14 protein-coding genes are annotated in these 13,424 nt (G+C 66.6%); 10 read left to right on the top strand and 4 right to left on the bottom strand.

Annotated features, from left to right (window positions below):
* Nucleotides 1-15: 15 nt before the first annotated feature.
* From VFR90_RS12525 to VFR90_RS12515, 3 genes are all read left to right on the top strand, one after another.
* Nucleotides 16-402, top strand: a complete 387-nt coding sequence (locus tag VFR90_RS12525; protein ID WP_326406473.1) for a hypothetical protein — start codon at nt 16-18, stop codon at nt 400-402.
* Between the two features lie 104 nt (nt 403-506).
* Nucleotides 507-1,490, top strand: coding sequence for a cation diffusion facilitator family transporter (locus tag VFR90_RS12520; protein WP_326406472.1), 984 nt, complete (start codon nt 507-509; stop codon nt 1,488-1,490).
* Nucleotides 1,491-1,594: 104 nt separating this feature from the next.
* Nucleotides 1,595-2,008, top strand: a complete 414-nt coding sequence (locus VFR90_RS12515; protein WP_326406471.1) for a hypothetical protein — start codon at nt 1,595-1,597, stop codon at nt 2,006-2,008.
* A 343-nt stretch (nt 2,009-2,351) separates the two neighbouring features.
* On the opposite strand, the gene VFR90_RS12510 is transcribed toward VFR90_RS12515, so the two are convergent.
* Together VFR90_RS12510 and VFR90_RS12505 are read right to left on the bottom strand one after the other, a co-directional pair.
* Nucleotides 2,352-4,214, bottom strand: coding sequence for a multicopper oxidase domain-containing protein (locus VFR90_RS12510; protein WP_326406470.1), 1,863 nt, complete (start codon nt 4,212-4,214; stop codon nt 2,352-2,354).
* An 88-nt stretch (nt 4,215-4,302) separates the two neighbouring features.
* A complete protein-coding gene (locus tag VFR90_RS12505; RefSeq protein ID WP_326406469.1) occupies nt 4,303-4,503 on the bottom strand; it encodes a heavy-metal-associated domain-containing protein in 201 nt (66 codons plus the stop codon).
* 171 nt (nt 4,504-4,674) lie between these two features.
* Between VFR90_RS12505 and VFR90_RS12500 the strand changes: the two genes are divergently transcribed.
* On the top strand, nt 4,675-6,924 hold the full coding sequence (locus tag VFR90_RS12500) for a heavy metal translocating P-type ATPase (RefSeq protein WP_326406468.1): 2,250 nt from the start codon (nt 4,675-4,677) through the stop codon (nt 6,922-6,924).
* 16 nt (nt 6,925-6,940) lie between these two features.
* Nucleotides 6,941-7,408, top strand: coding sequence for a Cu(I)-responsive transcriptional regulator (gene cueR / locus VFR90_RS12495; RefSeq protein WP_326406557.1), 468 nt, complete (start codon nt 6,941-6,943; stop codon nt 7,406-7,408).
* A gap of 51 nt (nt 7,409-7,459) precedes the next feature.
* Here cueR and VFR90_RS12490 read toward each other — a convergent pair whose 3' ends face one another.
* Nucleotides 7,460-7,759, bottom strand: a complete 300-nt coding sequence (locus VFR90_RS12490; RefSeq protein ID WP_326406467.1) for a CopK family periplasmic copper-binding protein — start codon at nt 7,757-7,759, stop codon at nt 7,460-7,462.
* A 164-nt stretch (nt 7,760-7,923) separates the two neighbouring features.
* On the opposite strand from VFR90_RS12490, the gene VFR90_RS12485 reads away from it, so the two are divergent.
* Together VFR90_RS12485 and VFR90_RS12480 are read left to right on the top strand one after the other, a co-directional pair.
* Complete coding sequence (locus VFR90_RS12485; protein WP_326406466.1) at nt 7,924-8,610, top strand: heavy metal response regulator transcription factor; 687 nt, start codon at nt 7,924-7,926, stop codon at nt 8,608-8,610.
* Nucleotides 8,607-10,100: a heavy metal sensor histidine kinase gene (locus tag VFR90_RS12480; protein WP_326406465.1), complete on the top strand. Its 1,494-nt coding sequence runs from the start codon at nt 8,607-8,609 to the stop codon at nt 10,098-10,100. The genes VFR90_RS12485 and VFR90_RS12480 overlap by 4 nt, the downstream gene beginning before the upstream one ends.
* Before the next feature lie 25 nt (nt 10,101-10,125).
* On the opposite strand, the gene VFR90_RS12475 is transcribed toward VFR90_RS12480, so the two are convergent.
* The gene (locus VFR90_RS12475; protein WP_326406464.1) at nt 10,126-10,389 is read right to left on the bottom strand and encodes a hypothetical protein; all 264 of its coding nucleotides are present in this window, start codon (nt 10,387-10,389) and stop codon (nt 10,126-10,128) included.
* A gap of 360 nt (nt 10,390-10,749) precedes the next feature.
* Between VFR90_RS12475 and VFR90_RS12470 the strand changes: the two genes are divergently transcribed.
* The 3 genes from VFR90_RS12470 to VFR90_RS12460 form a co-directional block, all read left to right on the top strand.
* Complete coding sequence (locus tag VFR90_RS12470; protein ID WP_326406463.1) at nt 10,750-11,076, top strand: hypothetical protein; 327 nt, start codon at nt 10,750-10,752, stop codon at nt 11,074-11,076.
* Between the two features lie 9 nt (nt 11,077-11,085).
* On the top strand, nt 11,086-12,510 hold the full coding sequence (locus VFR90_RS12465) for a TolC family protein (protein ID WP_326406462.1): 1,425 nt from the start codon (nt 11,086-11,088) through the stop codon (nt 12,508-12,510).
* A gap of 17 nt (nt 12,511-12,527) precedes the next feature.
* The coding region (locus tag VFR90_RS12460; protein ID WP_326406461.1) for a copper oxidase at nt 12,528-13,424 on the top strand (897 nt) is incomplete at its 3' end.

Below are 13,424 nucleotides of genomic sequence, written 5' to 3'. Positions count from 1 at the left end.
CCCGAAAGGATCTCCATGAAGACGCAAGCCCTACTCGCTTCGATCACGCTGGCACTCGCCGGCACGGCCTTCGCCGCCGGCGACAAGCATGACCACGCGCACGAGCACAAGCCGCTGCACGGCGGCGTGGTGGTCGAGGTCAAGGACGTGGACTACGAGCTGGTCGCCAAGCCCACCGTGATCCAGCTGCATCTGCGCGACCATGGCAAGGCGACCGATGTGTCCAAGGCCACGGCCAAGGTCACGCTGTTGACCGGCACCGAGAAGCAGGAGGTCGAGCTCAAGCCCGCGGGCGACAAGCTCGAAGCCACCGGCAGCTTCAAGGTCGGCCCGGGTACGAAGGCCGTGGCCGTCGTGACGGTTGCCGGCAAGCCGGCGACGGCACGCTTCACGCTGAAGTGAGACCGCGCATGCCGGAAGCTGCACGCGCCGTGAACGCGCCGCGTCGGCGTCCGGTGGCCGTGCCTGCCCCATTCACGCTCAGGTAAGCCCGAAGGACCGTCATCATGGGTGCTGGACACAACCACGCGCTGCCGTCCGAAGGCAACGAGCGCTCGCTGTCGATCGCGCTGGTTCTGACCTCGGCGTTTCTCGTCGCCGAGCTTGCGGCCGGGCTCTGGTTCAACAGCCTCGCGCTGATTGCCGACGCCGCGCACATGTTCACCGACGCCACCGCATTGGCCATCGCGGTTGCCGCCATACGCATCGCACGCCGGCCCGCGGACGCCAAACGGTCCTACGGCTACCACCGCTTCGAGATCCTCGCTGCGGCCTTCAACGCCCTGCTGCTGCTCGGCGTCGCGGGCTACATCCTGTTCGAGGCGTGGCAGCGCTTCCGGGCACCGGCCGAAGTGCACTCCACCGCGATGCTGGCGGTCGCCGTGCTTGGGATGATCGTCAACCTCATCAGCATGCGGTTGTTGCGTGGCGGCAGCGAGGGCAGCCTCAACGTCAAGGGCGCGTACCTGGAGGTCTGGTCCGACCTGCTCGGTTCGATCGGCGTCATCGTCGGGGCGATCGTGATCCGGCTGACCGGCTGGAACTGGGTGGACACGCTGGTTGCCGTCGGCATCGGCCTGTGGGTGCTTCCGCGCACCTGGGTGCTGCTCAAGGAAAGCCTCAACGTCCTGCTCGAAGGCACACCGGAAGGCATCGACGTGGACGAGGTCGTTCGCGTCATGCGCGCGGTCGATGGGGTCGAGGGTGTGCACGACCTGCACGTCTGGGCGCTGACCAGCGGCAAGAACAACCTGACGGCACATGTGGTGCATGCCGAAGGCGTTCAGGCAGCGATGCTGATCAACAGCCTGCAGGACGTGCTGGCCAATCGCTTCCACATCCAGCACACCACCTTCCAGCTCGAACGCCCGGCATGCGCGCGCGCTGCCGACGGCTGCGTGCTCGATGAGAGCCATGGCCATGCCGGCGCCCACGACGACTCGGCACACCCGCCAGGTCATGCGCATGGAGCGCGAGGGGGAACAGCATGAAGACTCGAAGACACCTCTTGCTCGGCGCCGTGGCGGCGTCCGCAGCCTTGGCCGGCTGTGCAAGCAGCTCGCCGCCCAGCGCAAACGACCGCCGGACCTACTGCATGACCACCGTGCGCACGCGGCGCAAGGTCTGCACGCCGGAACCGATACCCTCCGCTGCGGCCGAAGCGGACGCAAAGCGTTTCGACGCGACGCCCGGCGTGTTCACCGTGTACGTGGTCCGGTCGGCCTGGACCGATGCCATTCGTCCTCTCAACGTGAGGGTGGATGGCACCAGGGACATCGGCACCCTGCCGCGCTCGCTGATCCGGCTGAAGCTCAGCCCCGGTAAGCACGAACTGAGCTTCGAATGGAACGGTCGCGTTTGGAGGCAAGCCCTCCAAGGCGAAGCCGGCGATGTGCGCATCGTCGAACTGATCGGCTCGTCGCTGCCATTCGCGCGCGAGTACCGCTGGTCGGATGCGGATCCTGCCGGCGCGAAGCTGCGTGCCACGCGGCTCATCGCCGACGGCTGACCGAACTGGTGCGAGCCAGCATGCTTAGAAAACTGCCGCCGGCCGACCTTGCTCAGACCATGACGTGGATCTGGCTGGGCATGCTCGCCATCGGCGGGAGCGTCTTCCTCGCGTACCGATACTGGCGCAAGCGTCATCCACGGCCTCCGCAGAAGCCGGAGAAGCAGCCACAAGGCTACGCCCAGCGCCTGCAGCGGCGGATGTCCCAAAAGCGGATCGACTTAAAGCATGCGCCCGATGGGCCCGCTGAAAGCGTCAGCACGCCGAATAGGGACAGATCCGACCACAAAAGTTGAACTCCTACGGCTCCGGTACCCGCGCGGTCCTAGCGGGCTGCGGCAAGCTACTCGCGAACATCCAGGACCATCATCAAGCCGCCACCGCCCTCCTGCTCGACGTTGTTGTTCGTCGTGTGGTGTGGGATGTGGCAATGGACCAGCCACTTGCCGGGCTTGCGCGCCTTCCAGATCACGTCGTAGCGCTGCCCTGGCCCGACGTTGACGGTGTCGGCCTCGAACCGCGCACTCTCCGGCAGCACGATGCCGTCGCGGGCGACGACGGTGAACGGCCCTCCGTGCACATGCATCGGGTGCACGAAATTGTTGTTGCTGCCGACAAAGCGCAGCTTCACGGTCTCGCCGACCTTCATCTGCACGGTGTCGGTCGCTGGGAACGCCTTGCCGTTGATGGTGAAGTAGTTCGGCAGGCCACCTTCCATCAGCATCGCCGGGTAGGTGAGACCCTCGCGCTTCAGCCACTCCTGCAGCTGGATGACGTACTCGTGGTCGGCAGTGGGCTCTGCCGTCGTCAACTTGGGATCGATGATCAAGGCGCCGTACATGCCGAACGCCTGCTGCCGGTCAACCTTGTCGTGCGGGTGATAGAAGTAGGTGCCCGACTGCTCGGTGGTAAATTCGTAGGCGAAAGTTTCGCCGGGCTTGATCGGCGGCTGGACGATTTTCGCGGGGCCGTCCATGCCATTGGGCAGGATGAGCCCGTGCCAATGCACCGTGGTCGTCTCGGGCAGGCGGTTGGTCAGGTTGATGCGCACGCGATCGCCTTCGTTCAGGCGCAGCCTCGGTCCGGGAATCTGCCGGTTGAAGGCGTAGCCCTCGACCTGCACGTCCGGCAGGATGTTCCAGCGCACAACGCTCACGTCAAGGTCGAACACCTTCACGCCGGCTTCCAGTCGCGGTTCCAGCAACTGGTCGCCCCTGGCGACGGCAGGCGCAGTGAAGCGGACATCGCGCGGGTGGATTGCCGACATGTCGCGCATCGCGTCGCCCGGCGTGTCCCAGCTCATGATCATGCCGGGCGGCATGATTGCGCCGCCCACGTCGCGCGCCGACAGCCGCATGTTCACGAACAGCGACGGCACGGTCATGCCGGCCAGCAGCATCAGGCCGGTGGTCATGGTGACGGCGGCCAGCTGAGGTCGCGTGACGTCCGGCTTCATCGCGTGGTGGCCGGCGTGCTGCCGAGGCTCGCCGTGCTGCGCATGCATCGCATGCCCTTCGTGCTCGGGCTTGGAAGTCTTGGCCTGGCGCTCGGTCATCAGCCCGTGCTTCATCCCGCGCGAGACCATCCACACGTTCACCGGATACGCCACCGCGAAGCCGGCAACGACACCGAAGGACATCACGCCCCAGAAAAGCAATTCGGTGGGATCCATCGCGCGCATGTCGCGGCCCATCATCAACAGCGACATCACCGGCGCCATGCCGGCCATCATCGCGTTCATGCTGATGAACTCAGGCGTGAACGACTTCTTGACGTTCTCCCAGTAGCTGCCACCCATCATGTTCTTCATAAACAGGGACTGGAAGATGAAGAGGCCGAAGGCAAAGCCGGCGACGTACTCGACGATGAGATCGATCCACATCGGGAGGCCGAGCGCCGCGGTGATGACGGCCGCGGCGATGATCCCGGTCGCATCGCCGGCGACGCAATGGATCGTCGACCCGACGCCCTGCTTCCAAAGCGGCTTGACAAAGGACTCGTGCTCTCCCGGTCGCGGCTCCTTGTCGGCCATCACGTAAAGCAGCAGCCCGATCGGCCCCATGTAGAGCGTGACGAGCACGAAACCCCACTTCATCACCATCGGCTCGGGGTTGTGCTTGAACTGATCCCAGGCCACGTAACTTGTTGACAGTGCCGCAAGGACGAACCAGGCGACGAGGAAGTAATCGATCGGCTGGGCAATCATCGGACGGCACCTCTTGTTGGCTGGACGCGCACGCGCGGCGGCGCGCGAGCGCTCGCCGTGGGCAATCTGCGTGCTTGAAGTACCAGGCCTATGCGGGCAACGGCGTGTAGCCGGCGTCCTTGATGGCTTCGGCCAGTTCCTGCGCATCGGCCTTGACGGGTTCGATCTCGACGCGGTGCGTCGCAAGATCGATCCTGACCTTTGCGTCGGGGTCGGCGGCCTTCAAGGCCTTGGTTACGGTACTGACGCAATGGCCGCAGGTCATGTCGCGAACTTCGAAGACGAGCATCGTTCTCTCCATTGAGCTGGTTGGGACAGCCAAACTTTTGACCTTCCTGCAGTTGGAAGGTCAAGTAGACGGCATAAAGGCCCTGCGGTCGAAACACCTTCGCTTCAAGCAGATTGACCTTCCCATTGTGGAAAGCTTGAACATCCGCAAGCCAGCTTCAAGGAATGCGCCATGACCACCCTTCCCTCCTCCCTGCATCCGCCCAATTCGTCAAGCGTCGAGCTTCAGATCGAGGGCATGACCTGCGCGTCCTGCGTCACCCGCGTCGAAAAGGCGCTTCGCAAGGTGCCCGGCGTACTGAACGTGGCGGTCAACCTCGCTACCGAGCGGGCCAACGTGCACACCGCGCAGCATGTCGCTTCCGACTCGCTCGAAGCGGCCGTCTCGAAGGCGGGCTACACAGCGAAGGAGGTACTTGCCGGCAAGACGGTGGCCGACCCCGGCCTGCCGGCCTGGTGGCCGGTGGCCTTGAGTACCGCGCTGACGCTGCCGCTGCTCGCACCGATGCTGCTGCAGCTCGTCGGCATCGCATGGATGCTCGACGGCTGGTTGCAGTTGGCGCTCGCGACGCCGGTGCAGTTCGGCCTCGGCTGGCGCTTCTACCGCGCGGGCTGGAAGGCGGTGCTCGCGAAGAGCGGGAACATGGACCTGCTGGTCGCACTGGGCACTTCGGCGGCCTACGGCTTGTCGGTCTATCTGCTGATGAAGCATGCCGCGCACGGCATGCCGCATCTGTACTTCGAGGCTTCGGCCGCGGTCATCACGCTGGTGCTGCTCGGCAAGTGGCTGGAGCAGCGCGCGAAGCGGCAGACGACCGATGCGATCCGCGCGCTGCATGCGCTGCGGCCGACGACGGCGCGCGTGCGCCGCGAGACCGGCGAAGTGGAGTTGCCGATCGAGCAGGTGGCGATCGGCGACCTCGTCGTCGTGCGGCCGGGCGATCGCGTCGCGGTCGACGGCGAGATCGTCGAGGGCCGCAGCCACGTCGACGAGTCGCTCGTCACCGGCGAGAGCCTGCCCATCGCCAAGGCCGTCGGCGAGAAGGTGACCGGCGGCTCGGTCAACGCCGAGGGCGCGCTCGTCGTGCGCACCACGGCGATCGGCGCCGAGACGACGCTGGCGCGCATCGTCCGCATGGTCGAGTCGGCCCAGGCCGCGAAGGCGCCGATCCAGCGCATCGTCGATCGCGTGAGCGCGGTGTTCGTGCCGGTGGTGCTCGGCATCGCCGCGCTGACCTTCGCCGGATGGCTCGCGACGACCGGGCAATGGGAGCCGGCGATCGTCAACGCGGTGGCGGTGCTGGTGATCGCCTGCCCGTGTGCGCTCGGCCTCGCGACGCCGACGGCGATCATGGCCGGCACCGGCGTCGCGGCGCGGCGCGGCATCCTCATCAAGGACGCCGAAGCGCTGGAGACGGCGCACGCGGTGACGGTCGTCGCCTTCGACAAGACCGGCACGCTGACCTCGGGCAAGCCGTCGGTGGCCGCAGTCGAGGCCGTCGAGGGCACGAGCCGCGACGAGATCGTGCAGCTCGCAGCGGCCTTGCAGGCGTCGAGCAGCCACCCGCTGGCGATCGCCGTGACGCAGGCGGCCCGCGAACGCGGCCTCGGCGTCACGCCGGCGCGCGATGCCAAGGCACTGCCGGGGCGTGGCATGGAAGGCATCGTCGACGGGCGCTCGCTGGCGCTCGGCAGCACGCGCCTACTGCGCGAACTGGGTCTGGAACCGGGGCCGCTGCAGGCCGATGCCGAACGCCTGGAGCGCGACGGCAAGACGATCTCGTGGCTCGTGAGCATCGACGCGAAGCGGTTGCTCGGCCTGCTGGCCTTCGGCGACACGGTCAAGCCCTCGGCGGCCGCCGCCGTCGCCGGCCTGCATGCGCTCGGTATCCGCACGCTGCTGCTCACCGGCGACAACCGCGGCGCCGCGGAAGCGGCGGCACGACAGCTCGGCATCGACGACGTGCGCGCCGAGGTGCTGCCCGGCGACAAGGCGGCCGTCGTGCATGAGTTGCGCAGTGCGGGCGAAGTCGTCGGCTTCGTCGGCGACGGCCTCAACGACGGTCCCGCGCTGGCTGCGGCCTCGGTCGGCTTCGCGATGGCCGGTGGCGCCGATGTGGCGACCGAGACCGCCGGCGTCGCGCTGATGCGCGGCGACCCGCGCCTCGTCGCCGATGCGCTCGACGTATCGCGCCGCACGGTGTCGAAAATCCGGCAGGGCCTGTTCTGGGCCTTCGGCTACAACGTGCTCGGCATCCCGCTCGCGGCCTTCGGTCTGCTCGACCCGGTGATCGCCGGTGCGGCGATGGCGTTCAGCAGCGTGAGCGTGGTGCTCAATGCGCTGACGCTGCGCCGGTGGCACGGCGCCGCGGCCGGCGCGATCGACAAGAGCGTTGGCGCACAACGCCCGGCTGCGGCATGAGGAGTCCACGATGACCATGAACATCGGCGAAGCGGCGAAGGCCTCGGGCGTGTCCGCCAAGATGATCCGGCACTATGAGAGCGTCGGCCTGTTCCCCGAAGCCGCGCGCAGCGAGTCGGGCTACCGCCGGTACGGCGACAAGGAGGTGAGCACGCTGCGCTTCGTCCGTCAGTCGCGCGACCTCGGCTTCTCGATCGAGCAGATCCGCGCCTTGCTCGGCCTGTGGCAGAACCGTCGGCGCCCGAGCCGGCAGGTCAGGGCGCTCGCGCAGGCGCACATCGAGGAGCTCGACGCGAAGCTGAAGGAGCTCGAAGCGATGAAGGCGACGCTCGAGCACCTCGTCGCCTGCTGCCACGGCGACGAGCGGCCCGACTGCCCGATCATCGACTCCCTTTCAAGCAGACCCGAAGCCGTGCCTGAGGTACACACCGGTCGGCAGAAGACCTCGGGCCTGCGCAGTGGTCGTGCGGCTGCGCGGGGCTAGGTCGCCTTCTGTAGCGAGGCCCGTCCGGCGAATGGCTTGGGTTAATGACGGTCACTGACCGCCATGCCCTCGCTCGATCAGCGTGTTGAGACGGGCCGATTCGCTGCTGCTAGCCGTGAGCTTGCGGCCGTCCTTGGCCTCGAAGGTCTGCCCCTTCTTGATGGGGGTTGCCCGTCCGAACTTGTCCTCGAGCGCCATCTTCCCGTCCTTGAACGTGTACAGCGTCGAGCCGTCCTTCAACTGCACGGCTTCCGCCTGCGAACGATCCAACTCATCCCGCGCCATGGACGGGGAGGCGGCCGCTACCAGTGCAGCAAACACGGCGGAAGTGATCATGATGCTCGGCTTCATAGTGGGTTCCTTTCAGAGTCGATCTGCGATGGCCGCCTTGCAGCGCAAGGTTTTCAGCCATGAAATTCACTCTAGGAAGACTCGACCAACGAACAGCGAACCGCCGGATGACATTGCCGTCATCAAAGAAGGGACGCGCGATCTGCCAACCACAATCACGGCCCATGCGACTCTTGGTTGTTGAAGACGAAGCCCGCCTGGCCGACTACCTGAAGAAGGGCCTCACAGAGAACGGCTACGTCGTTGACCTGGCCGCCGACGGCATCGACGGCCTGCACTTGGCGCTCGAAGGCAGCTACGACGCCGTGGTGCTGGATGTGATGCTGCCGGGCAAGGATGGCTTCGAGGTGCTGGCCGCACTTCGCGCGCGCAGGAAGACGCCCGTGCTGATGCTTACCGCTCGCGACGCGGTCGAGGATCGGGTGAAGGGCCTCCGGGAAGGCGCCGACGACTACCTGGTCAAGCCGTTCTCGTTCTCCGAACTGCTGGCCCGCGTGCAGGCGCTCCTGCGCCGGGGCGGTGCCGAGCGTGATCCGCAATTGCTCTCGACGCTGAAGCTGGCTGATCTTGAGGTCGACTTGGCGCGCCGCCGCGCCACGCGAGCAGCTCAGCGTCTTGACCTCACGCCGCAGGAGTTCAATCTTCTCGTGGCGCTGCTGCGTCGGCGCGGTGATGTGCTTTCGCGCACGGAGCTGGCCGAGCAGGTGTGGGACATCCACTTCGATAGCGACACCAATATCGTCGACGTGGCTGTCCGCCGTCTGCGCAGCAAGCTTGACGCGCCTTTCGAGCACAAGTTGCTGCACACCGTGCGCGGCGCGGGCTATGTGCTCGACGAGCAGATGCCGTGAATCGCCATCCGCCTTCACTGGGCGCCAAGCTGTCGCTGTGGCTTGCGGTGCAGGGCCTGCTGGCAGCCCTGGTGGTATCGGCAATTGTCTACGCGCTCAACCGAGCGACGCTCGCCGATCGCCAGACCGAGGAGCTGGAACTGAAGCAGCAGGTGATACGCCATGCGCTCTTGGAAACCGCTTCGCCGCCGAACCTGCCTGAACTGAGCCACAAACTGACTGACTTCCTCGCCGGCCATCCGGACATGGCACTCGCAGTGAAGTCCGAGGAGCGGGTGCTGTTCGAGGCTGCGCCTGGACCGCAAGCCAAGAGCCATGGAGACCGCTACGTAACCTTGAACTGGCGCGCGGAATGGCCGCCAGATCAACCCGTCGACGTCGCGCTGCGCCTCGACGTGAGCCGGGACGACGCCCTCCTGCAGCGACTGGGGCTGGCGCTGCTCGGCGCTTCGCTTGCTGCAGCCGCGGTAGTGGCGATCACCGGCTTTGCGCTGGTGCGGCGCGGGCTTCTGCCGGTGCGCCGGCTCGTCGAGCAGGTCGATGCGGTGGCGCTCCGAAGAGGCGATCTTCTGCTGGATGGCTCGGCACAGCCGCATGAGTTGCTACCACTCGTCGAGCACTTCAACGCCTTGCTCACGCGCGTCGATCACGCCGTTGCGCAGCTGCAAGGGTTCAACGCCGACGTTGCGCACGAGTTGCGCACCCCGCTCACCACGCTGATCGGCCTGAGCGAGCTTGCATTGCGCCGCGAACGTCCTGCCGACGAGTTGCGTGACGTGATCGAAGGGAACCTTGAGGACTTGCGGCGCCTGTCCGGCATCGTCAATGACATGCTGTTCGTGGCGCAGGCCGAGCACGGCGTCACAGCTCGGCTAGCGCCGGTGCCCAGCTTGGCGGCTGCGTTCTCCGACATCCTTGACTTCCACGACGCAGCGCTGCGGGAACAGGGCTTGAGCGCTACGGTCGAAGGCGACGCTCACGGCGACTTCGATGCCGCGCTGTTGCGCCGCGCCCTGAGCAACCTCCTGTCCAACGCTGCGCGCTACGCGCGCGTCGGCACAAAAGTCCGCATCCGCATCGCGCCGACGCCGGCCGGACGACTGCGTATCGTCGTGGAGAACGATGGCGAGCCCATCGTTGAGCCGCATCTCCCGAGGCTGTTCGACCGCTTCTACCGAGTCGAGCGCTCCCGGCGCCCAGATGGCAACCATCACGGGCTGGGGCTGTCCATCGTCGCTGCCATCGCGCGCATGCACGGTGGCACGCCCTTCGCCTCATCAGTCGAGGGCGTCACGTCGATCGGCCTCGAGATTCCATGGCGCGCTGCGGGCGAGACAGTCGATCGCGTGACCATGCACGACGGCACGGCATCGGCGCGCTTACCCACCCCTGTTTCACAGACTGGTGATGACGTCCAATCTGAGCGGCTGAAACGGGAAGCCGGGTTGAGCGATGGAGGGGCTGCGCCGAAGATGACCGAATCGTCATGAAGCCGATCGCTCGCAGTCTGGTTCGTCAGTCATCATCGGCATCATCGAGCCCTGCAACTTGGAGGGTCTGTCGCGAAGCGAGTAAAGTCAATTCATGGTTCGCGTGTGGCGTCTGGCGCTGATCTGGCTGATGGTGGCCCTGCTGCCCTTCAAGGCAGTGGCTGGCATCACCATGGTCGGTTGCGGCCCGCAACATGGAGCCGCACACGCGCAGGTGGTCGAGCAACAGATTCATGTCGCTCAACACCACGGTGACGAGAACCATGACCACGCGGCCGAGCACAGCCATGCGATGCATCAAGCGTCAGCAGAGGCTGAAGCCGCGGCAGGTGCGGACCGCGCCGACGTTCACCATGACGGCGCTGTGAAAGTGAAGTGCGGTACTTGTGCGCCCTGCTGCGCCGCTGCGGCTCCAGGGTTCACTGCGCACACTTTGCCCAGTGCCGCTCCGAACGGTGCGGTTGCCAGCCGCGTCTTTGACACCCTTGCGGGCGTCGTCTCCGACGTTCCTCACCGACCCCCTCGCCTGAACCTCGCCTGACGGCACTCGCCGCGCGTCCGCATGGACGCGATGGGCGGGTCGCCTCGTCGCACCACCGCCCGCTGAGCGCAGCGGTGGACCGCTTGGTTCCGTTTGCGAGGTCATGCGATGTTTCACGTACCCATGCGCCGGCTGCTGCCGGTGCCCCTTGCCGTGATCGGCATGGCGGCTGCCGCACAGGCGCCCGCGCCAATCAAGGCCGATCCGCTCGACGCTTCTGCCAGCACTCCCGCCGTGACTTACCGCTCGTCCTTGACGGGCTATCAGCGTCACGCCGAACAGCCCGTCGGCTCCTGGCGCCAAGCCAACGAAACGGTCAACCGTGGCGGTGGCTGGCGTGCCTACGCCCGTGAAGCGGCGCAGCCCGACGCACCAGCCCCCTCGGCTCCCTCGGCTCCCTCGGCTCCGGGCGGCCATGGTGGCCACAAGAACTGAGGCGGCACGATGATGGCATCTGAACGTGCTTTGTCTCGCGGGCGCACCGCAGCCGTGCTGGCTGCCGTTGCTTTGCTTGGTGGGTGCGCGAGCTTCTCCCCCGACGGTGGCTTCAGCAGTGTTGAAGCCACCGCGAAAGAACGTCTCGGCAAGGAGGTCCGCTGGGCTCGTACGACGGCCGACGCCGACAGCAGCGACAAGCGAGTGGCCGAGCTGCTCGCGAAGCCACTGACGGCTGACGATGCAGTGCAGATCGCGCTGCTCAACAACCGCGGACTTCAGGCGCGCTTCGCCGATCTCGGCATTACTGAGGCGGAGGTGGTGCAAGCCGGCCGCTTGTCGAACCCCGGCTTCACCTTCGGTCGCCTCAAGAGCATCGATGGCGTCGAGATCGAACGCAGCGTGCATCTCAATCTCGCGCGTCTCGTCGCCATGCCGCTCGTCAACCGTGTCGAAGCCCGTCGCTTCGAGCAGGTGCGGCGTGAAGTGGCGATGGACGTGCTCGCACTGGCCGCCGACTCACGCAAGGCCTGGGTGCAGGCCGTTGCTGCCGCCGAGACCGTGCGCTACATGCGCCAGGTCAAAGAGGCTGCCGAAGCCAGTGCGGAGTTGGCGCGCCGCATGGAAGAGGTAGGTAACTTCAACAAGCTGGCGCGAGCGCGGGAGCAGAGCTTCTATGCCGATGCAGCGCTTGGCTTGGTGCGTTCCGAGCAAGCCGAGCGCTCCGCTCGCGAGCGCCTGACCCGGCTGCTCGGTCTGTGGGGGCCGCAGGCGAGATTCGATCTCCCCGAGCGTCTGCCCGACCTGCCCTCGGAGCCGAAGGATCAGCCCGACATCGAGCGCCAGGCGATGAGTCAACGCCTGGACGTGCAGGCCGCCAAGCTCGGCGCCGAGCAGACCGCACGCAACCTCGGTTTGACCCGTACCGTGCGCTTCGTCAACGTGCTCGAGCTCGGCCTCGTTCGCAACAAGCTCGAAGACGGCGCGCGCCAGACGGGCTACGAGATCGGGCTCGAGTTGCCTCTCTTCGACTGGGGCGGCGCGCGTATCGCGCGTGCCGAAGCGGTGTACATGCAATCGGTGCAGCGCGCCGCGCAGATCGCGGTCGACGCGCGATCCGAAGTGCGCGAGGCCTACGGCAACTACCGCACCGCCTGGGATGTGGCGCGCCACCAGCGCGACGAGATCGTGCCGCTGAGGAAGCGCATTTCCGAAGAGCAACAGCTGCGCTACAACGGAATGATCATCGGCGTGTTCGAGCTGCTGGCCGACGCGCGTGCGCAGATCGCAGGCGTGAACGGCTACATCGATTCACTGCGCGACTTCTGGCTCGCTCAGGCCGACCTCGACATGGCACTGATCGGCAAGGCTTCGCTCGCGATGCCGGCCGGTCCTGCTGCTGCCAGCGCCGCCGAAGGCGGCGCGGCCCACTGAACACAAGGACATCCGACATGTTTTCCCGACGCAACTTCATCGGCGGCGCAGGAGCGATCACGGCCGCCGTCGGCACCGCCTCCGTCAGCAAGGTGGCGATGGCCGCGCTGCCCGAGCCGGTCATGCAGACCAAGCCCGACACCATGCCGCCGCTGGTGCCCAACACCGGCCGGCCGTACAACCCGGTCGTCACCCTCAATGGCTGGACCCTGCCCTGGCGCATGAACGCCGGCGTCAAGGAGTTCCACCTCGTCGCCGAGCCGGTGGTGCGCGAGATGGCGCCCGGCTTCAAGGCGCACCTGTGGGGCTACAACGGCCAGAGCCCGGGGCCGACGATCGAAGTGGTGGAAGGCGACCGCGTGCGCATCTTCGTCACCAACAGGCTCGGCGAGCTGACCAGCATCCACTGGCACGGCCAGCGGCTGCCCAACGGCATGGACGGCGTGACCGGCCTGAACCAGCCCGGCATCCCGCCCGGCAAGACCTACGTCTACGAGTTCGTGGCGCGCCGCCCCGGCACCTTCATGTACCACCCGCACGCCGACGAGATGGTGCAAATGGCGATGGGCATGATGGGGCTGATCGTCGTGCACCCGCGGAACGCCGCGGCGATGGCGGTGGACCGCGACTTCGTGTTCATCCTGAATGCGTTCGACATCGAGCCGGGTGCCGCGGCACCCAACGTGAACACCATGCTCGACTTCAATCTATGGTGCTGGAACTCGCGCGTGTTCCCGGGCATCGACCACCTGGTCGCGCGGCTGAACGACCGCGTGCGCATCCGCATCGGCAACCTCACCATGACCAACCACCCCATCCACATGCACGGCCCGAGCTTCGAGGTGACCGGCACCGACGGCGGCTGGATCCCCAACGCCGCGCGCTGGCCCGAGGTGACCACCGACATCGGCGTG

The sequence above is a fragment of the Methylibium sp. genome, assembly GCF_035762065.1.
Lineage (GTDB): Bacteria > Pseudomonadota > Gammaproteobacteria > Burkholderiales > Burkholderiaceae_C > Methylibium.
This window is presented reverse-complemented; position numbering and strand designations above follow the sequence as displayed.